The 20,550-nt window shown below is 55.2% G+C and carries 18 protein-coding genes and 3 tRNA genes; 13 read left to right on the top strand and 8 right to left on the bottom strand.

Features of this window, described 5'->3' with window-relative positions:
* Positions 1–152: 152 nt before the first annotated feature.
* From aaeX to NQH49_RS17385, 5 genes are all read left to right on the top strand, one after another.
* Entirely contained in the window at positions 153–356 is a 204-nt protein-coding gene (gene aaeX, locus NQH49_RS17405) for a p-hydroxybenzoic acid efflux pump operon protein AaeX (RefSeq protein ID WP_007891984.1), read from the top strand.
* Positions 357–366: 10 nt separating this feature from the next.
* Positions 367–1,296, top strand: coding sequence for a p-hydroxybenzoic acid efflux pump subunit AaeA (gene aaeA / locus NQH49_RS17400; RefSeq protein WP_008101975.1), 930 nt, complete (start codon positions 367–369; stop codon positions 1,294–1,296).
* 11 nt (positions 1,297–1,307) lie between these two features.
* Positions 1,308–3,260, top strand: a complete 1,953-nt coding sequence (aaeB, locus tag NQH49_RS17395; RefSeq protein ID WP_256697601.1) for a p-hydroxybenzoic acid efflux pump subunit AaeB — start codon at positions 1,308–1,310, stop codon at positions 3,258–3,260.
* Positions 3,261–3,371: 111 nt separating this feature from the next.
* Entirely contained in the window at positions 3,372–4,826 is a 1,455-nt protein-coding gene (locus tag NQH49_RS17390; protein WP_256697600.1) for an NAD-dependent succinate-semialdehyde dehydrogenase, read from the top strand.
* Positions 4,827–4,851: 25 nt separating this feature from the next.
* Entirely contained in the window at positions 4,852–5,121 is a 270-nt protein-coding gene (locus NQH49_RS17385; protein WP_036647722.1) for a barstar family protein, read from the top strand.
* A gap of 50 nt (positions 5,122–5,171) precedes the next feature.
* Here NQH49_RS17385 and yhcN (NQH49_RS17380) read toward each other — a convergent pair whose 3' ends face one another.
* The 4 genes from yhcN (NQH49_RS17380) to argR form a co-directional block, all read right to left on the bottom strand.
* Positions 5,172–5,438: a peroxide/acid stress response protein YhcN gene (yhcN, locus tag NQH49_RS17380; RefSeq protein ID WP_008101968.1), complete on the bottom strand. Its 267-nt coding sequence runs from the start codon at positions 5,436–5,438 to the stop codon at positions 5,172–5,174.
* Positions 5,439–5,540: 102 nt separating this feature from the next.
* A complete protein-coding gene (locus NQH49_RS17375) occupies positions 5,541–5,807 on the bottom strand; it encodes a YdgH/BhsA/McbA-like domain containing protein (protein ID WP_007891990.1) in 267 nt (88 codons plus the stop codon).
* 89 nt (positions 5,808–5,896) lie between these two features.
* On the bottom strand, positions 5,897–6,160 hold the full coding sequence (gene yhcN, locus NQH49_RS17370) for a peroxide/acid stress response protein YhcN (protein ID WP_256697598.1): 264 nt from the start codon (positions 6,158–6,160) through the stop codon (positions 5,897–5,899).
* Positions 6,161–6,649: 489 nt separating this feature from the next.
* Entirely contained in the window at positions 6,650–7,120 is a 471-nt protein-coding gene (gene argR / locus NQH49_RS17365; protein WP_008101964.1) for a transcriptional regulator ArgR, read from the bottom strand.
* 424 nt (positions 7,121–7,544) lie between these two features.
* Between argR and mdh the strand changes: the two genes are divergently transcribed.
* Complete coding sequence (gene mdh, locus NQH49_RS17360; protein WP_097095873.1) at positions 7,545–8,480, top strand: malate dehydrogenase; 936 nt, start codon at positions 7,545–7,547, stop codon at positions 8,478–8,480.
* A 52-nt stretch (positions 8,481–8,532) separates the two neighbouring features.
* Here the strand turns inward: mdh and mscM are convergent, their stop codons facing one another.
* The 3 genes from mscM to rsgA form a co-directional block, all read right to left on the bottom strand.
* Positions 8,533–11,868, bottom strand: coding sequence for a miniconductance mechanosensitive channel MscM (mscM, locus tag NQH49_RS17355; protein ID WP_256697596.1), 3,336 nt, complete (start codon positions 11,866–11,868; stop codon positions 8,533–8,535).
* A gap of 15 nt (positions 11,869–11,883) precedes the next feature.
* Positions 11,884–12,780, bottom strand: coding sequence for an archaetidylserine decarboxylase (asd, locus tag NQH49_RS17350; protein ID WP_256697595.1), 897 nt, complete (start codon positions 12,778–12,780; stop codon positions 11,884–11,886).
* Positions 12,781–12,872: 92 nt separating this feature from the next.
* Positions 12,873–13,916: a small ribosomal subunit biogenesis GTPase RsgA gene (rsgA, locus tag NQH49_RS17345; RefSeq protein WP_256697594.1), complete on the bottom strand. Its 1,044-nt coding sequence runs from the start codon at positions 13,914–13,916 to the stop codon at positions 12,873–12,875.
* Positions 13,917–14,019: 103 nt separating this feature from the next.
* On the opposite strand from rsgA, the gene orn reads away from it, so the two are divergent.
* From orn to NQH49_RS17325, 4 genes are all read left to right on the top strand, one after another.
* Entirely contained in the window at positions 14,020–14,568 is a 549-nt protein-coding gene (orn, locus tag NQH49_RS17340; RefSeq protein WP_008101955.1) for an oligoribonuclease, read from the top strand.
* A gap of 299 nt (positions 14,569–14,867) precedes the next feature.
* A tRNA-Gly gene (locus NQH49_RS17335) sits at positions 14,868–14,943 on the top strand.
* A gap of 28 nt (positions 14,944–14,971) precedes the next feature.
* Positions 14,972–15,047: transfer RNA gene (locus NQH49_RS17330), tRNA-Gly, on the top strand.
* A 197-nt stretch (positions 15,048–15,244) separates the two neighbouring features.
* Positions 15,245–15,320 (top strand) — tRNA-Gly (locus NQH49_RS17325).
* Between the two features lie 432 nt (positions 15,321–15,752).
* Here NQH49_RS17325 and queG read toward each other — a convergent pair.
* Positions 15,753–16,892, bottom strand: a complete 1,140-nt coding sequence (gene queG, locus NQH49_RS17320) for a tRNA epoxyqueuosine(34) reductase QueG (RefSeq protein WP_256697593.1) — start codon at positions 16,890–16,892, stop codon at positions 15,753–15,755.
* Between queG and nnr the strand changes: the two genes are divergently transcribed.
* Genes nnr through amiB form a run of 3 tightly spaced genes read left to right on the top strand, consistent with a single transcriptional unit; the run spans position 16,891 to position 20,546 of the window.
* Entirely contained in the window at positions 16,891–18,408 is a 1,518-nt protein-coding gene (gene nnr, locus NQH49_RS17315) for a bifunctional ADP-dependent NAD(P)H-hydrate dehydratase/NAD(P)H-hydrate epimerase (protein WP_256697591.1), read from the top strand. The genes queG and nnr overlap by 2 nt on opposite strands.
* 3 nt (positions 18,409–18,411) lie before the next feature.
* Positions 18,412–18,888, top strand: coding sequence for a tRNA (adenosine(37)-N6)-threonylcarbamoyltransferase complex ATPase subunit type 1 TsaE (gene tsaE, locus NQH49_RS17310; protein ID WP_061723444.1), 477 nt, complete (start codon positions 18,412–18,414; stop codon positions 18,886–18,888).
* A complete protein-coding gene (gene amiB, locus NQH49_RS17305) occupies positions 18,885–20,546 on the top strand; it encodes an N-acetylmuramoyl-L-alanine amidase AmiB (RefSeq protein ID WP_256697589.1) in 1,662 nt (553 codons plus the stop codon). Before tsaE ends, amiB begins: the two co-directional genes overlap by 4 nt.
* Positions 20,547–20,550: the final 4 nt, after the last annotated feature.

The following is a 20,550-nucleotide window of genomic DNA, read 5'->3' as shown; positions in this document are numbered from 1 at the left end:
TGTGTTAACCCGATGATACGCTATGATTAGCTCAACGCGGCCTGAATGTTGCCATCAGTTTATCCGTCATCCCCTGATCGTAAACCCAACGTGCCGCTCGGCATGTGGGCAGGTATCGGTGCAATCCGGCAAGGTCGAACTAAGGATCCGAAATGAGTGTGCTTCCGGTATTTGTCGTATTCGGGCTGAGTTTTCCGCCCATCTTCGTTGAACTATTGGTTTCACTGGCGCTGTTCTGGCTGGTGAAACGCGTGCTGACGCCCAGCGGGATCTACGATCTGGTTTGGCATCCCGCACTGTTTAACACCGCGCTGTATTGCTGTGTGTTTTACCTTGTATCCCGTTTATTCGTCTGAGGTTCTTTAAGTGAAAGCGCTAATAAGAAAAATCGCGCGATACGCGATTACACTCCTGCTGGTTGTCATCGCCATCGTGATCATCTTCCGCGCGTGGGTGTTCTACACCGAATCACCGTGGACGCGTGATGCCAAATTCTCTGCCGATGTGGTGGCGATCTCGCCTGACGTCACCGGCATCATCACTGACGTGCCGGTGCACGATAACCAACTGGTGAAAAAAGGCGATACGCTGTTTGTGGTTGACCGTCCGCGCTACCAAAAAGCGCTGGATGAAGCCCAGGCGGACGTCGAATATTACCAGGCTTTGGTGAGTGAAAAACGCCGTGAAGCCACGCGTCGCAATCAGTTGGGTACCAGCGCTATGTCGCGTGAAGCGATTGAGCAATCCAACAACGATCTGCAAACCAGCGAGCATCAGCTGGCGAAGTCTGTGGCCACGCGCGATCTGGCGGTGATCGACCTCGACCGCACCACCATCAAAGCGCCATCTGACGGCTGGGTCACCAACCTTAATGTCTATCAGGGCGAATTTATCACGCGCGGTTCAGTCGCCGTGGCGCTGGTGCAGCAGCACTCCTTCTATGTGCTGGCCTATATGGAAGAGACCAAGCTGGATGGCGTGCGTCCTGGCTTCCGCGCGCAAATCACGCCGTTGGGAAGCAACGCAGTGCTGCGCGGCACCGTCGACAGCATCGCGGCAGGCGTAACCAACAGCAGCAGCAGCAGCGACAGCAAAGGCATGGCGACCATCGACTCGAATCTTGAGTGGGTACGTCTGGCGCAGCGTGTGCCGGTGCGTATTCGTCTCGATGAGCAACCGGGCAACCGCTTCCCGGCCGGTACCACCGCTACCGTGGTGATCACTGGCGCGCAGGATCGCGAAACCAAAGTCTCGCCGCTGGCGCAGTTGTTCAATCGCCTGCGTGAGTTTGGTTAAGCGAGGGCGATATGATTGAGTTTTTGCGTTTCCCGGTGAAGCTCACCTTCGCGCTGGTTGCAGCGTTGATGATTGGCTTTCACTTCAATCTGGAAACGCCGCGTTGGGCGGTGATGACCGCCGGCATCGTGGCCGGTGGTACCGCCTTTGCTGCGGGGGGCGATCCCTATTCTGGCGCACTGCGCTATCGCGGCATTCTGCGCATCATCGGTACCTTCATTGGCTGTATCGCCGCGCTCACTATCATGATTGCCACGGTGCGTGCGCCGGTGGTGATGCTGCTGCTGTGCTGTATGTGGGCTGGCATGTGCGTGTGGCTCTCTTCGCTGATCAAAGTCGAAAACTCCTATGCGCTCGGCCTTGCCGGTTACACCGCGCTGATCATCGTGGTCACGGCGGATGCCAGCGGTGGCTTAACGCTGGCTCCACAGTTTGCGGTTGAGCGCTGCAGTGAAATCGTCATCGGTATTCTGTGTGCGATTCTCGCCGACATGCTGTTCTCGCCGCGTTCAATCAAAAAAGTGATTGAGCAGGAAGTGGATGCGCTGCTAGTGGCGCACTACAAACTGCTACAGCTGTGCGTAGCGCATGAAGATAAAGACGAAGTGGATAAAGCCTGGAGCGCGTTAGTGCGTCGCACCACGGCGCTCAACGGCATGCGCGGCCAACTGATGATGGAATCGTCACGCTGGAAAAACTCCAGCCGCCGCCTGCAAATGCTTAACACCTTATCGCTGACGCTGATTACCCAAGCCGCCGAAACCTTCCTGATTCAAAACTCGCGCCCGGAATACATTCCACCGCACTATCGTTTGCTGATCGAAAAAGAGGTCAACGACGTCAACGATGTGCATAAACGCATGAAGGTGATGCGTCGCTTGATTGGCGTAAGCAGCAAAACTGTGCCGGTGACGCTGGCGAGTTGGGTCGGCGCAGCCACCGAATATCTGCTGCTGATCAACGGCATCAAAAGCAACAGCCGCATCACCACGCTGGAAGAGAGCATTCTGCAGCGCGAAGTGGTGGTTCAGGCGCGATCCGCTGAAACCCATCACGCAATGATCAATGGTGTGCGTACCTTTGTCGCCACCGCGCTGGGTTCGCTGTTCTGGTTATATACCGGCTGGACATCGGGCAGCGGCTGCATGGTGATGCTGGCGGTGATTACCGCGCTGGCGATGCGTATGCCGAATCCGTTGATGATGGCGAAAGACTTCCTTTACGGCATGACGGTTGCGGTGCCGCTCGGCGCGCTTTACTTCATCTTTATTCTACCCGCGACCCAGCAAAGTGCGTTGCTGTTGTGTATCGCCATTGGCGCGCTGGGCTTTATCGGCGGCATCTTCGTGCAGCGCCGCCAGTTAGGTACGCTGGGCGCGCTGATTGGTACCATCAACGTGCTGGTACTGGATAACCCGATGAAGTTCGAGTTCAACGTGTTCCTTGATAACGTGTTGGGCCAGGTGATTGGCTGCTTTGTGGCGATGATGGTGATTCTGCTGATTCGTGATAAATCACGCGATCGTACCGGACGTAAGCTGCTAAACCGCTTTATGTATGCAGCAGTAGCCGCGCTCACCACCAATCAGGCGCGTCGTCGTGAGAACCACTTGCCGGCGCTGTATCAGCAACTGTTCTTGCTGCTTAACCTGTTCCCCGGCGATATCGATAAGTATCGTATCGCGTTGACGCTGATTATCGGCCATCAACGCCTGCGTAATGCCGAAGTGCCGGTGAATGCCGATCTCTCGGCTTATCACCGCCAGCTGCGCTCCACCGCCGATCGTATTATTTCGGCGACCAGCGATGACAAGCGTCGCTATTACTTCGAGCGGCTGCTGCAGGAGCTGGAGGTGTATCAGGAGAAGCTGCAGCATTATTCGGCACCTGATAACGTCACCGAACCGGTGAAACGTTTGGCGCTGATGCTGGATAAGTATCAGAACACCTTAATACAAATCTGAAACTGGCCGCTGCAGCCTGCAGCGGCCTTTTAGATCCCACGCTGACACAAAAACCTCTGATATTGGCATCTATACTTTCCTGACAGGACGCAAACTGACAGGAGAAAACCGATGTCCACTTCCCTGCAACAACACGACTTATTCAAGACCGGCTATTTCGCTGATGGTCAGTGGCATAACGCCAGCGCGACCTTTGAGGTGACCAATCCCGCTACCGGCGAAGTCATCGCCAACGTAGCGAAAGCCGGCCAGCACGAAACCGTACAGGCGATTGCCGCCGCGCAGCGTGCATTTCCCGCCTGGCGCGACAAAACCGCCAAGGCGCGTGCCGACATCCTCAATCGCTGGTATCAGCTGATCATCGAGAACAAAAGCTGGCTCGGCCAGTTGATGACGGCCGAGCAGGGTAAACCGCTCAAAGAAGCCGAAGGTGAAGTGGAATACGCCGCCAGCTTTATTCAGTGGTTTGCCGAGCAGGCGAAACGCGCCAACGGTGAAATCATCCCGCCAGCTAAACCGGGCTCGCGCATTCTGGCGACGCGTGAACCAATTGGTGTGGTCGCGGCGATCACCCCGTGGAATTTCCCGATGGCGATGCTGACGCGCAAACTCGGTCCTGCGTTGGCCGCGGGCTGTACCGGCATTATTAAACCCGCGAATAACACGCCGCTGAGTGCCTTCGCGCTGCTGGCGCTGGCGCAGAAAGCCGGCGTCCCTGATGGCGTGCTCAATGCGGTGGCGGGCGACACGCATGCCATCAGCGACGCGATCATGGCCAGCAAAGCGGTGCGTAAAATCTCCTTCACCGGTTCCACTGCGGTGGGCAAAACGCTGATGCGTAATGCCGCCGAAACCATGAAAAAAGTCTCGATGGAGTTAGGCGGCAACGCGCCTTACATCGTGTTTGATGATGCCGATATTGACGCGGCGGTGCTGGGCGCGATTGCCAACAAATTCCGCAACGCCGGACAGGTGTGCGTTAGCGTTAACCGCTTCTATGTGCATAACGCGGTGTACGATCGCTTCGTCAATCAACTGGCCGATGCGGTGGGTAAACTCAAAGTCGGTAATGGCGTGGAAGAAGGCGTGATTGTTGGCCCGCTGATTGAGCAGTCTGCGCTGGAGAAAGTGGAAGAGCACGTCAAAGATGCGTTAAGCAAAGGCGGCAAATTGCTGGTCGGCGGCGAACGTCACCCTCTTGGCGGCAACTTCTGGCAACCGACGGTCATCGCTGAAGCGCATGAAGAGATGACGCTGGCGCAGGAAGAGACGTTTGGTCCGGTTGCGGCCTGTTTCCGCTTTGACGATGAAGCCGAGGTGATTCAGCGCGCAAATAATACCGAATATGGCCTGGCGGCTTACTTCTACACGCAGAATTTGCAGCGGGTGTTCCGCGTCTCAGCGGCGCTGGAAGCGGGCATGATCGGTATTAATGAATGCGCGGTATCAACCGAGCTGGCACCGTTTGGCGGCGTGAAAGAATCCGGGCTGGGACGCGAAGGCTCGGTATTGGGTATGGAAGAGTATCTGGAGGTCAAAGCGTTGCACCTCGGCGGACTCAGCTAGCCGCGACAACTAAGAGGGCGTCATGATGAGAACCGAGCGTTTCGATTTCGACGAGATTGTCGATCAAGCCCATTTTTATCGACAGTTTAGCGATCGTTTTGCGCTAGCCGATCTCGCCATCAACGATCTTGACGATCTTTGGGATGCGATTGTGGGTGAGCAACTGCCGTTGCCGCTGGAGATTGAGTTTGTAAATCTGGGGAAAGGGCAGAAACGCCGGTATGGCGCATTGATCCTGCTATTTGATGAAGCAGAAGAGGAGCTGGAAGGCCAGCTCCGCTTCAATATAAAGTAAAAAGGGCCCCGGCGAGCGGGGCCAAAGGGTTCGTCTTAATTGACGAGGAATTACTTATACAGCTCAGCTGTCACGTGATAGCTATCGCCGGTTTTCGCTTCAATCACTTTGTAAGCGCTGGCACCTTGCTCATCCGCTTTCTGAGAAAGCTCGGCACGATAATCCATTGGCGAACCGCCGGTTCCGCTGATTGAAATAGTGCTGCCGGTAGGTTGCAGATTCTGCGCCTGTTGTTCAGTCACCAACTGTGCTGCAGAAGCACCAAAGGCGAACAGGGACAGCAGGGTTGCAGTTGCGATGGTTGTTTTGATTTTCATAATTTTCTCCTCATTTAATCAACAACCTGCGGCAGAAAAGGGGGAGGCGGGTCGTCGATCTATTGCCTGGCGCCTTCAAGGCGCCGGACGTTCAATTAGTGATTATTTGTAGAGTTCAGCAGTGACGTGGAAGGTATCACCACGATTGCTTTCAATGATGCGGTAGTGGCTGGCACCCTGCGCATCAGCTTTCTGTGACAGTTCCTGACGAACGTTAGTCTGGTCACCGTCAACACCACTCACGCTGATGGTTTGGTTCAGGGATTGCAGCTGTTCAGCTTGTTGGTTTGAAACCAGGCTTGCGGCGCTGGCACCAAAAGAAAGAACTGAAGCCAGGCCCAGTACTGCGATAGCTAATTTGGTTTTCATGATTCACTCTCCTGAAATTGGGTCGGCAACCTGAGAGGCAAGCGCGTCTCAAACGGGTCGCCGTTCACATTGCGTCTTAAGTCAGTAACTTATTTATACAGCTCAGCGGTTGCGTGGTAGCTGTCACCGGTATTCGCTTCGATCACGCGGTAAGCTTTCGCACCTTGCTGATCGGCTTTATCGTTTAACTGCTGACGGATATCCATTGGAGAACCGCCCACGCCGCTGACGCTAATGGTGCCTGCGGGTTGCAGATTCGCTGCCTGTTCGGCGTTAATAGAATCTGCTGCAAAAGCACCAAATGACAGGGCAGAGAGAACACTCAAAGTCGCGATAGTAGTTTTAACGTTCATGATATTTTTCCTTGTCGTATATTTTTATCTTTTTCTTTCGTGTGATTTGCATCACGAAAACAAGTATAGATCTAATCACCCAGGAAATTAATACCGAGCTAATAATGTTTGGTTGTAATTCTTTATCCTTATGGCACTTTTTTAGAACCTGAAGTTATAAAAAACGCCTGGATCTTAACCATTGATGGTTATTTAGACGTAAAAACAATGATCTACATCAAATTATCTTTTAGTGCGAAAGATCATGGTTGATCTCGCTGGCTGATACGCAGAGGGAAGGGAATGACACTGAGCACGATGTGTAAAGCAGTGTAAAATAGCGCATAAGGTTAAGCAGGCGCAAAGGTCGTACCAATCTGTTAGCCTGAAAAGAACCGCTAAGCATATGGATAACTTATTATTTACCAAGGGATTTGTAACAGGTTGGTTACGGATGAAGCGGGAAGGGCAAGATAACCGGCAGAGGATCTGCCGGTATGCAGCAGGGTTTTATAGCTCTTGTTCGAATAAAACCAGAATCGCGTCGTACAGCTGTTTGACTGAGAAGGTGCGCGCAGGGGTAATAAAGATGGTGTCATCACCGGCGATGGTGCCGAGAATCCCTTCCGCTTTACCCAACGAATCCAGCAGGCGCGCAATCAGCTGCGCAGCGCCCGGGCTGGTGTGAATCACCACTAACGCATCGTTGTAATCGATATCCAGCACCAGATTCTTCAGCGGGCTGGTGGTGGTGGGTACGCCGAGTTCAGCAGGCAGGCAGTAAACCATCTCCATCTTGGCGTTGCGCGTACGCACCGCGCCGAACTTGGTCAGCATGCGAGAAACTTTGGACTGATTGATATTCTCGAAGCCGTCTTCCTGCAGCGCCTGCACGATTTCGCCCTGGGAGCTGAATTTCTCTTCCTTTAATAAGGCTTTAAACGCCTTAATCAAGTCGTCTTGTTTCGATGGGTTTCGCATAAGCTACCAATTAAAAGAGGGTTGCAGAGGGCAACAGGCCCACGGCAGATAAATTATTATGCATTTAGATGAATTTTTATGCAATAAGTCTGATGAGAGAATCGCGGTAATGACCTGCGGGGCGGGCATAATAACAGAATATGATGTCGCACCAAAATCGCGGGTGGGCGCGCAAAGCGAAGGTTGCAAAGTTGTTATATTATTGAGGTGGTAACAACAATATCGATGATCATTGCCGTCCATTGTCTTCTGGCTGCGAATGAATCATTCAGGCGACTTCTGAAGTGGAGATGTCTCGGGAGCCGATTGCGGCGTAGTGTTAAGTGCGCGACAGGTTTAGTCGCTATCGCCTGAGAAGTTGATTAAACTCGTAACCTGATGGATTTTCGGCATATCTCTGCCCCACCTTAATAAGGAGTTCAGGATGAAAGTTGCCGTTCTCGGTGCCGCCGGTGGTATTGGCCAGGCGCTCGCACTGCTGCTCAAAACGCAATTACCCGCAGGCTCAGCTCTCTCACTTTACGATATCGCCCCGGTAACGCCGGGTGTGGCGGTCGATCTCAGTCACATCCCAACGGCAGTCACCGTGGAAGGGTTTAGCGGTGAAGATGCTACGCCTGCGCTGCATGGTGCTGATGTGGTGCTGATTTCCGCGGGTGTGGCACGTAAGCCGGGCATGGATCGCGCCGACCTGTTTAACGTTAACGCCGGTATCGTGCGTAACCTGATTGAACAGGTTGCCAGCACGGCGCCGAAAGCGCTGATTGGCGTGATCACCAATCCAGTCAACACCACGGTGGCGATTGCGGCCGAAGTGCTGAAGAAAGCTGGCGTGTATGACAAGAATCGCCTGTTTGGTGTTTCCACCCTCGATATCATCCGCGCTAATACCTTTGTCGCGGCGCTGAAAGGCAAGCAGCCTAATGAGATTGAAGTGCCGGTGGTGGGCGGGCATTCAGGCGTAACCATTCTGCCGCTGCTGTCGCAGGTAAAAGGCGTGAGCTTCAGCGAGCAGGAAGTGGCGGATCTCACCAAACGTATTCAGAACGCGGGCACCGAAGTGGTGGAAGCCAAAGCCGGTGGCGGATCGGCAACGCTGTCGATGGGACAAGCGGCGGCCCGTTTTGGTCTGTCATTGATTCGCGCCCTGCAAGGTGAAGCCAACGTCGTGGAGTGTGCATATGTGGAAGGCGATGGCGAATATGCCCGCTTCTTCTCGCAGCCGCTGCTGCTGGGCAAAAACGGTATTGTTGAGCGCCGTCCGCTGGGTACGCTGAGTGCCTTTGAACAGCAGGCGCTGAACGGCATGTTGGAAACGCTGAAGAAAGATATCGCGCAGGGCGAAGAGTTTGTGAAGTGATCGGCTCTGAGCAGCAATAAAAAACGCCCGGCAATTGCCGGGCGTTTTGTTTTTATAAGCCGCCAGATTTGAAGGTCTTATTGGCGGGCGCGCCATTGCTGGCGGGATTTTGTTTTCCTAGCGTCTCCATGCGTACCTGGAACGGCGGGAATGGCATCTCAATGCCGTGCTCCTCAAAGCCGCGCAGAATCAGCTGATGCAGTTCATGGCGCAGCGGCATGCGATGTCCCATCTCCGCCGCATGCACGCGCAGTTCAAACAGCTGAATACCTTGCTGCAAATCGACAAGGAACACATCCGGCGCCGGCATATCCAGCACGTAGGTGCAGCGATCGGCCGCCTGTTTAAGAATGTTGGTCACTTCATCACTGTTGACTCTGGCTGGCGCCGGAATCGTCAGCACCACACGCGTCACCGAATCCGATAGCGACCAGTTTACGAACTGCTCCGTAATGAAGGCTTTGTTCGGCACGATGATCTCTTTGCGATCCCAATCAGTGATGGTGGTGGCGCGCGTGTTGATACGGGTGATGCTACCGGTCAAATCGCGAATGGTTACGGTATCGCCGATACGGATCGGTTTCTCAAACAGGATAATCAGGCCAGAGATAAAGTTGGCGAAAATCTCCTGCATCCCGAAGCCCAAACCCAGACCTAACGCAGCAACCAGCCACTGCAGCTTCGACCACTCAATGCCCATCATCGAGAAGCCAATCAAGCCGCCAATCAGCATCAACGCATACTTGGTCAAGGTGGTAATGGCGTAGCCGGTGCCCGGTGCCAGGCTGAGATGCTGTAACAGCGCCAGCTCCAGCAGCGCGGGCATATTGCGCACCAGCTGCGTGGTGATAATCAGCACCAGAATCGCAATCAGCACCGCACCCAGCGTAATCGCCTGCACGCTATCAACGCCCTGAATGGTGGTGCTGGCATTCCACAGCGGAATGTTATCGAGGAAACTAAACGCCGAGTGAATTTCTGACCACAGCACAATCACCGAAACCAGCGCGATCAGCGTCAGGATTGAACGTACCAGACGCAGCGACTGCGCGCTGATCTCATCGAGATCAATGCTTGGCTCATCGATTTCGATGGTGTCGGCATTCGCCGGCGTCGATTGCTCTTTCTCTTCTTCACTGCGCGCGCGGTTGGCCAGCATATCGGCACGACGCTGACGTGCACGGTCAAAGGCGATGCGGCGGCGCTGAATCAGCATCCAGCGGCGGATAATGTGATACACCACCAACAGGAAGAACCAGATACCCACCGAGGTTTCCAGACGCGCCAGCAACGCCTGCGCGGTGGCGAGATAACCGATGCAGGAGGCGAGGGCAGCAACCAGCGGCAGGGCGATCATCAGGTTCCACAAAATGCGGTTTACAAAGTTATCGCCGTTGCCCTCTTTATCCAGATAGAGCGGAATACCGGCGCGTTTCAGGCTAACGGTAACGATGCTCAGCGCGCCACAAATCAGGATGAAGCATACGCGACCCAGCGTGCCGGAGAATTGCGGATCGTCGAGGTTTGCAAAGGCGATCAGCAGCATGATCAACGGCACAATCAGCCCAACCGACAGCGAGTAATAGCGCATCGCACGCGCCACGCGCGCTTGCGGCCAGCGGAAGTGAACCACAAACAAGCCATCGGGACGCGCAAAGGCGGCGCTGATCATAAAGGCCCACAGCAGCGGCAGCGTGGCGGTGATGCCATCGCCAATCGCCACGGCGAACGGATAAGGCCAGGCATGCTGTAAACCGTAACCAAGCGCGGCCCACAGCACCGGCAGCGGCACCGCCACCAGAATCGACCAAAATACCGTGCGCAGCGTCAGGCTAAAGCGGTCCTGCGTGACTTTGCCGACGCGGCTGGCGGAGCGCTCCATAAAGGCGTTGTAATGACGACGCGAACTGATGCTGAAGCCTACCAGCAGTACCGCACCAATAATCGGCAACACGGTTTCGCGATTGGTAAACATCATCGCCAGCGCTTTACCGAGCTGACCCGCCGTATCCAGCGACAGCAGACGCTTAAGGTCCTGTGCCATCTCGACCGGGAAATTCAGGCCGATGGTGTTGACGTCGGCGGTCCAGAACAGATAGCGATGCGTCGCATCTTTAACTTCGGCTAAGGCATCCTGCAGCTGCGTATTGGAAACTTTGAGCTTGGTGATTTCCAGAATCAGCGTATCGCAACCGGAAATCAATGAATTCAGCAGTTCGCGCTGGGTTTTGAGTTGCGCTTCGAGGATGCGCACCTGATCGCTGCTGAACGGCGTGCCATCATCCTGCTTGGCTTTACGCAGATCCTGCTGGCGCTCGAGCAGATCTTCATAATGCAGACGCTGCACGCGCAGCTGGCCCATTTCGCTGTCGATCTGCTGAGATTTCGGCATCTCGGGCAGACGCGCAACCTGCGCGCGTAAGGCTTCGCCCAACAGATTAGACGCGCCTAACCACTGCGACTGCTCACGCAGCGTGCTCAGCGCCTGACGCACCTGCAAGGTCTGATTGGTGGCGAGACGCTGCTGCGAGGCGACTAAATCCATGCGCTGCGCTTGTTGGTTGAGGTCAGCGGAGAGTTCGCGGTTAACGCGGAACTGATCGCTGATCGAGCTCGGCAGATCGCCGCTGTTTTCGGCCAGCTGCTCGGTACGCTCCAGCGCCAGTTCAGCTTCACGTTGGCGCTGGTTGTTGAGTTGATTGCGCAGCGCCTGCAGATAGTTATCCAGCTGGGTGGCTTTGCGCTGATGTACTTCGGCGCGCATACGCGCCAGTTCCTGACGATTATTCGCTGACAGCTGTGCCAGCTCTAACTCGTCCACGCGCGCTTTGTTGGCAGCATTTTCCGCCTGACGTGCGTATATCTGTGCCTGCGCCAGCGGCGTGGTGGCTGTCGAGGAACTCTGCGCGCGGCGATCGCTTTCGGTCATCGCCCGGCGTGCGTCGGTTTGTTGCTGTGGCAGCTGCGACAGGGAATCGCTGATTTCGCGCGCGCGATCCTGCTCCTGCTGTGCCTGACGGCCTTCCTCCAGCAGCTGGCTGCTGACCTGCAACAGCTCCTGATCCAGCTCGGCGCTGCTCATATTACTGCGCACCGCCTTGCTGCTGTCCGTCAGCGTGGCGATCTGCTGACGTAATTCACGCGCCAGGCGCGGGAAATCATCAATTACCTGCTGATACTGCTTCGCGCGTGCCAGCGACTCATCGCGCTCGTTGAGGAAGTTGATCGCCGCTTCCAGCGCCTGCACCTGTTCGGTTTGCGCGGGGGAGCTTTTTGCGGATTTAGCCGCATCCAGTTCCTGCTTAAGCTGGCTGGATTGCGGAACGGTGGCTGCAAATGCAGAACTGCTGAGCACAAGGCTCAGCAGCAGGGAGAGGAGAACACGCACGGGAGAGGTTCCGGGTTATTTGCTAAGTGAGACGCTGTCGCCAGGCTGAGGCAGGGCGATGGCCAGCGGCTGACCGAGACGGGTTTTGCTTTCGGCTTCAAGGCTTTCCGCCAGCTTCACGCGATTCGGCGCGAACAGGTTGATCACCGTTGAACCCAACTTGAAGCGACCCATTTCCTGGCCTTTCAGCAGCACCACCGCACCGTCATGATCGGCAGACGGATAGCGCCAGCGTTTGATTACACCTTCGCGCGGTGGCGTGATGGTGCCCGCCCACACAGTTTCGATGCTGCCGACAATGGTGGCACCGACAAGGATCTGCACCATCGGGCCATGATCGGTATCGAATACGCAGATCACGCGCTCGTTACGCGCAAACAGATTCGGGATGTTACGCGCGGTCAGCGGATTCACTGAGTAGAGATCGCCAGGCACATAGATCATTTCGCGCAGGACACCGTTACACGGCATGTGTACGCGGTGATAATCGCGCGGTGCGAGGTAAGTGGTAACAAACTCGCCGTCATGGAACTGATCCGCCAGATCGTCGTTACCGGCCAGCAGCGCCTGCAGGCTGTAAGTGTGGCCTTTGGCCTGGAAGATCTGATCGCCAGCAATGCGGCCCAGCTGGCTGATCGCGCCATCGGCGGGCAGCGCCAGTAAAGAGGCGTCAGGATCGACAGGACGCGCGCCCTCTTTTAACGGACGCACGAAGAAATCATTGAAGGTGCGGTAGCTGCCGGTATGTGGCTTGCTGGCTTCTGCCATATCCACTTTGTAGTACCAGACAAATATGTCGATGACCGCTTTAGTGAGCCAGCCACCACGACGGCTGGCGCCCCAACCGGCGAGTTCGGTGAGCCCTTTTTTGGGCAAAATATGATTCAGGCCGAGTTTAAAACGATCAAACACCGTTGCCTCCTGGCTTAATTACGTATCGTTAACAAAAAGGGGGCGGATTGTAGCAGCGCCCCAGCGCGTTGGCGAATGTGCCGTTGTACTGCTTAATCCGCGTCGGAGGAAAAGTTTTTACGCGTCTTTACCTGCGCCATACTTTCCAGAATTCGGTGGTAGTTATCGAAGCGCGAGATATCGATCTTGCCTTCTTCTACCGCTTCGCGAATGGCGCAGCCCGGATCGGTATCGTGCTTACAGTCGCGGAAACGGCAACTGCCCAGGAATTCACGGAATTCGACAAATCCGCGCGTCACTTGTTCCGGCTCAAGATGCCATAAACCAAACTCTCGCACGCCAGGTGAATCGATCACATCGCCGCCCGCCGGAAAGTGATAAAGGCGCGAGGCGGTGGTGGTGTGCTGACCCAAACCGGAGACGTTCGACACATCGTTAGTCAGAATTTCCGCCGCCACATCCAGGCCAAGCAGGTTATTCAACAGGCTCGATTTGCCTACGCCCGATTGACCGGCAAAGATGCTGACGCGGCCGGTTAAAGCACTTTCCAGTTCAACCAGACCATCTTTGGCGTGGCTGGAAACCATCAATACGCGATAACCAATATTGCGATAGATCTCCATCTGCTCATCAACAAACGCGCGGCCTTCGGTATCCAAAAGATCGGTTTTGTTGAGCACCAGTAGCGGTTCCACGCCGAGCGTTTCGCTGGCGACCAGATAGCGATCGATAATGTTGAGCGACAGTTCCGGCAGGATCGCCGAAACGATAATGATCTGATCGATGTTGGCGGCAATCGGTTTCACGCCGTCATAGAAGTCTGGGCGCGTTAGTACGGTTTTGCGGTCGTGTACCGCTTCGACGATCCCTTTACCGCCGCCAATGGCGACGCGCCACAAAACGCGATCGCCGGTGACCAGCGAGCGAATGGTGCGGCGGATGTTACAGCGATGCACAACGCCTTCGCTATCTTCCACGTCTGCGTGCATGCCGAAACGGCTGATCACCACGCCATCAGCCGCTTCCCCAAACAGGCTATCATCCGGCTCCGGCTTATCGCTCCGTTGCTGCAGACGACGCTGATGGTTGGCGCTTACGCGACGTTGTTGACCTTTCGACAGTTTGTTTTTACTCACGCATCCTCTCACGGCTTTCGCCAGGTTTCGCCCTGCTGGGCAAAACGTCTATGATACACCTGAAATGAGTTTAATGACGACTTTGGCAACAGGCGGGAAACGCATGACAGCTGGAAATGAAAACAACCTGATTTGGATCGACCTCGAAATGACCGGATTAGATCCGGAGCGCGATCGCATTATTGAGATCGCCACCATCGTGACCGATGCCAACCTGAACATCCTGGCAGAAGGTCCGGTGTTCGCGGTGCATCAATCTGACGAGCAGCTGGCGTTGATGGATGACTGGAACGTGCGCACGCACACCAATAGCGGATTGGTGGCGCGTGTTAAAGCCAGCGAGCATGACGACCGTGCAGCAGAATTGGCCACCATCGAGTTCCTGAAGCAGTGGGTGCCGGCGAATACCTCGCCGATTTGCGGCAACAGTATTGGTCAGGATCGTCGCTTCCTGTTTAAGTACATGCCTGAATTGGAAGCCTATTTCCACTATCGCTATCTTGACGTCAGCACGCTGAAAGAGCTGGCGCGTCGCTGGAAACCCGATATTTTGCCAGGCTTCAAAAAGTCCGGTAGCCATCAGGCACTGGATGACATTCGCGAGTCCGTCGCCGAGCTGGCGTACTATCGCGAACACTTCCTGCAGCTTTAATCGCCAGTGGGTGCGCAGGAAATCATCAGGTTGTCGATAAAAGCAGCGAACGCGCGGAAAGCGCAAAATTTTGCTTTTAGACTCTTGCGACTGAAAGGATTTCTCGTATAATGCGCACCCCGTACCGGTGAAGAATTTAATTCGGAACTCGGAACGGAGAAGTAAAACGAAGTTCAGAATCGAGCATGTTTGTTTGATGCAAGGCGGCAACTGAACGAGTCACAGCGAGCTTACATCAGTAAGTGACCTGTGCGAGTGAAGGCAGCCAACGCAGCAGCAAATAAACAGGCGAAGATTATGCGGGAATAGCTCAGTTGGTAGAGCACGACCTTGCCAAGGTCGGGGTCGCGAGTTCGAGTCTCGTTTCCCGCTCCAAACTTTCGTTGCGTAGTAAACCTCTAATGCGGGAATAGCTCAGTTGGTAGAGCACGACCTTGCCAAGGTCGGGGTCGCGAGTTCGAGTCTCGTTTCCCGCTCCAGAGTTTGTAGTAAACCATCCAAATCACGGATTTAGTCGTTAGCGTGATTGTTGTGACAAAAATACGAAGATGCAGAATCGAGTATTTTCGTTTGCAACAAGGCGGCAACTGAACGAATCCCTGGGAGCTTACATCAGTAAGTGACCTGGGTGAGCGAAGGCAGCCAACGCAGTAGCAGACTAAAATACGAAGATTATGCGGGAATAGCTCAGTTGGTAGAGCACGACCTTGCCAAGGTCGGGGTCGCGAGTTCGAGTCTCGTTTCCCGCTCCAAATTTTTATATTCACTAATGTTATTTGCCCTTAGGCGCAATCAGAATTAAAACTGCTGCTGATATTTTTATCGCATGCATCATCGTTTTTTCTGGAAATTTTGCACGCCTCGCTAGCATCGATAATGCTTGTTGTCTGACGCAGTTATCTTACAGGTTATCCACAATGTGCCTGCAAGGTTCTGACGGCGTTTTCCCCGTTGTTTAAAACTGTTTTGAACAGAGTTATCCACAAGCTCTGGACAAACCCCTGCGCGCTAAACACGACGTGAATATTTACAATAATCGCTTAATTAATTGATTTGTAAGGGTTTAAACCTATTTCAGACTGTAATCTTATCCTTTAGACGAAATTACGATCTCCGTCACTATTCCGTTGGATAATTTTATTCACAGCATGTGGAAAAGCGTTTTATCCTGTGCGACTGCTCAATCACGCATCACGTGGCAGGCCCTTTTCGACCGCGCGCACCAGCCGCTGTTTCTTCGCAGGCTGCACTTCCACCGCTTGCGCCGCGCGTTTCTGCAACTGCTGTGCAATCGCCCATTCAATATGTTCATCAAGCAGTGGATGTTCGCCGCTGCGCGATGCTAATGCCGCCATATTTTCTTCTGTCCAGGGCGCATTGCCCAATGCCACCGCAATGTTTCGCAACCAGCGCAAATGCCCAATACGCCGAATCGCTGAACCTTCAGTGATGCGCAGAAATTTGGCTTCATCCCATTTGAACAGTTCGGTGAGTGGCGGCGCATGCAGCACCGCGCGCGGTGAGAAATCGTCTTCATCAGTTAACTGACCGTAACGATTCCACGGGCAGATTAGCTGGCAATCGTCGCAGCCATAAATTCGATTACCTATTAGCGGACGGAACTCTTCAGGAATTGCGCCTTCCAACTCGATGGTGAGATAGGAGATGCAGCGACGCGCATCGACCACGTAAGGTTCGACGATAGCGGAAGTGGGGCAGATAGTGATGCAGGCGACACAGCGTCCACACTGCTCTTCCTGTGGCTGATCAACCGGTAACGGCAGATCAATCAGCAATTCGCCGAGGAAGAACCAGGAGCCCGCTTCACGGTTAAGGATTAGCGAATGTTTGCCGGTCCAGCCTAAACCGGCTTTAGCGGCAATCGGGCGTTCAAGAATCGGCGCGGAATCGACGAACGGGCGAAAATTGAGTTCGCCACAGTGCGCCTGAATCATTTCTCCGAGCTTTTTCAGTCGATTGCGCAATACTTTGTGATAGTCGCGGCCCAGCGCATAGCGGCTTACATAGCCCAACTGCGGATTTTTCAAGGTGCTGGCAAAGGCGGCTTTGGCTGGAAGGTAGTTCATGCGTACGCTAATCACGCGCAGCGTGCCAGGCAGCAGTTCATGTGGCCGCGCGCGCATCATGCCGTGGCGCGCCATCCAATCCATCTCGCCGTGATATTGCTTATCCAGCCACGCCTGCAGTTTGGGCTCTTCGGCGCTTAGATCGGTATCGCAAATACCCACCTGCTGGAAGCCGAGGTCGCGTCCCCACTGTTTGATTTGTTGAGCGAGCTGTTGAAGATCGAGAGGATATGACATGAGAAACCAGGCAATTGAAGCAAACGCGCGCAGTTTACCACACTCTGTCTGGCTTGCGCAGGCGATGGCACAACTGGAACGCGATGCCGCCGATAGCCTGGGCTTAACGCTGTTTGAGCTGATGCAACGTGCTGGCCAGGCCAGCTATGAATTAGTCCGCCAGCTGTGGCCGCAGGCGCAACATTGGTTGGTGCTGTGCGGGCACGGCAACAATGGCGGCGATGGTTTTGTGGTAGCGCGACTGGCGCAAGCCGCAGGATTGAACGTAACGCTGCTGGCGTGCGCGGGCAGCAAAGCCTTGCCAGAAGAGGCGCAGCAAGCGCAAGACGCATGGCTGGCGGCGGGCGGTGTGATTCACGCGGCGGATGCGCCGTGGCCGGAAAAGGTTGATGTGATTGTTGATGCACTGCTCGGCACCGGCTTAAATCGTGCACCTGCGGATCCCTACGATCGCCTGATTACACTCATCAACGCCCATGCCGCACCGGTGCTGGCGATCGACATTCCTTCCGGTTTGCTGGCGGCTAACGGCACGGCGCCGGGCGAGACGGTCATCGCCGATCACACGCTGAGCATGATTGCGCTGAAACCCGGCCAACTGACCGGCAAAGCACGTGATTACGTTGGCGTGCTGCATAACCATGAGTTGGGTTTGTCGGCGTACCTTGCCGCTGAACAGGCACCGATTTCACGCTATGACGCCGGGGATTTAACGCGCTGGCTGAAACCGCGTCGTGCGACCTCACACAAAGGCGATCAAGGTCGGCTGTTGGTGGTCGGTGGCGATAGCGGCACGGCGGGTGCGATTCGCATGACCGGTGAAGCCGCATTGCGAACCGGTGCCGGACTTGTGCGCGTGCTGACGCATGAAGATAATATTGGCCCGATTCTCACCGCGCGACCGGAGCTAATGGTTGATGCGCTGAGCGATGAACGTCTGAATCAGGCGCTGGAGTGGGCGGATGTCATCGCCGTTGGACCGGGGCTTGGCCAGCGTGATTGGGCGCAGAAGGCACTGAAAAAGATTGCGGCCAGTGAAAAGCCGATGCTTTGGGATGCGGATGCGCTTAACCTGCTGGCAATCAAGCAGGATAACCGTCAGAATCGCATCATTACGCCGCATCCCGGCGAAGCTGCGCGCTTGCTGGGGGTGAAAACCAGCGAGATTGAGAGTGACCGCTTACATGCTGCGCGCGCCCTGGCGAAACGCTACGGCGGCGTGGTGGTATTAAAAGGCGCGGGCACGGTGATTGCCAGCGCGGCAGGTGACATCGCGATTGCTGATGTGGGCAACGCCGGCATGGCATCCGGCGGCATGGGCGATGTGTTGAGCGGAATTATCGCCGCTCTGCTCGGCCAGAAACTGACTTTACTTGATGCAGCCTGCGCAGGCTGTGTCGCGCATGGGGCAACAGCCGATGCCGTCGCGCGTCAGCGCGGTACACGCGGCATGTTAGCCACTGATTTGTTCGAGCTGCTGTGGCAGTTTGTTAATCCAGAGATGATCCAACAATAAAGCATGAAGACCTGTGTTATCCCTTTGCCCGATGAGGCGGCAACCCTGAATCTGGGTGCGCAATTGGCGCGCGTCTGCAACAGCGCGCTGGTGATCTATCTTTATGGCGATTTGGGGGCCGGTAAGACCACCTTTAGCCGTGGTTTTCTGCAGGCGCTCGGCCACCAAGGCAATGTCAAAAGCCCAACTTATACGCTGGTCGAGCCCTACGAGCTCGGCTCTCGCACGTTGTACCATTTCGATCTCTATCGTCTTGCCGATCCCGAAGAGCTAGAGTTCATGGGCATCCGCGACTATTTCACCGGCGATGCGCTTTGTCTGGTGGAGTGGCCGCAGCAGGGCACCGGCGTGCTGCCTGAGCCCGATTTAGCGCTGACGTTGCGCTATGTTGATGCAGCGCGTGAAGCCGAAATTAGCGCGGTTTCCGCCACGGGTGAAGCGCTGTTAACCCAATTCCAGCAAGGCAGGGATCCGGCATGATGTCACGGATGAGAATCATTGTACTGGGCTTGCTGTGCCTGTTTTCTGCCTCGGCGTTGTCTGCCACGTTATCAGATATCAAAGTTGAAAATGGCGATAGCCAGGCCACCGTCACGCTGAGCTTTAACGGTCAGCCGGTGTATGGCTTTTTCCCGCTGCATAATCCCAATCGTGTGGTGCTGGATATTCGTCAAAGCGGCGCGATTAAAGGTTTGCCGCTGAATTTTAGCGGCGAAAATATTGTGCAGCGCATTCGCCATAGCCAGCCAAAGGATAAGCAAAGCCTGCGTTTAGTGTTCGAACTGACGCAGGCCGCACAGACGCGCGCCAGCACCCAGCGCGATGGCAGTAATTATCGCGTGGTGTTCACCATTCGTGGGACGCAGCCAGCGAAGCGTCCGGCCGTTGCCGCACCTGTCACCACGGCACGTGAAAGCCAGCCGCAAAGCAGCAGCCAGGGCAATCCGTTCAACGCCAATCAGGTGACTGCGGTAACCAGCAGCAATACCACCGTGCGTCCCGGCAACTCGGTTAGCCGCAACGATGTGGTGATTGTGGCGATTGATGCCGGACACGGCGGCCAGGATCCTGGTGCATCAGGTCAGCACGGTTTGCACGAGAAAAATGTCACCATCTCGATTGCGCGTAAACTGAAAGCGCTGATGGATCAGGATCCGATGTTCAAACCGGTGCTGACGCGTAACGGCGACTATTTCATCTCGGTGATGGGCCGTTCCGAAGTGGCGCGTAAAGAGAACGCGAATCTGCTGGTATCCATTCACGCCGACGCCGCACCGAATCATTCGGCCACCGGCGCATCGGTTTGGGTGCTGTCTAACCGCCGCGCCAATAACGAAATGGCGAACTGGCTGGAACAGAAAGAGAAACAATCTGAGCTGCTGGGCGGCGCAGGCGATCTGCTGGCGAACAGTCAGGCCGATCCCTATCTCAGCCAGGCGGTTCTGGATTTGCAGTTTGGTCATTCACAGCGTGTAGGTTATGACGTCGCCGTCAAAGTCCTGCAGCAGCTGCGCGGTATCACGCCGCTGCATAAACGTCTGCCGGAACATGCCAGCCTTGGCGTTTTACGTTCCCCGGATATTCCTTCTTTACTGGTCGAAACCGGCTTTATTAGTAATGCCGCGGAGGAGCGGCTGCTTGGCAGCAGCGCGTATCAGGAGAAGATTGCTCAGTCGATTTATAAAGGCCTGCGCAATTATTTCCTTACGCATCCGCTGCAATCGATCCCAAAGGAGGAAAACCGGCCGCTGGACAGCGCACCAGCGGTTAGCGTCGCCAGCAACCCGGCGACCGGCACGGTGCAATATACCGGCGCGACGCAGCGTCATACCGTGACGCGTGGCGAGACGCTGTCCGGCATCGCGGCAAAATATGGCGTGAGCATGGCGACGTTACGTGAGATGAATAGCCTGAAGCGCGATGTGGTTTGGGTAGGACAGCGCCTGAAGGTGCCCGCGAAATCCAGCGTTAGCGTGGCGGCGGCGAGTCGTCCAACCCGGCATAAAGTGGTGCGCGGCGATTCGCTGACGGCCATTGCCGCGCGCTATGGCGTGAGCTCGAAAGCCATCATGCAGGCGAATAATATGAAGTCGAGCAATGTGATGCTGGGGCAAAACTTAAAAATTCCGCAATCCTGATTGT

This window comes from Pantoea trifolii (assembly GCF_024506435.1).
Lineage (GTDB): Bacteria > Pseudomonadota > Gammaproteobacteria > Enterobacterales > Enterobacteriaceae > Pantoea > Pantoea trifolii.
This window is presented reverse-complemented; position numbering and strand designations above follow the sequence as displayed.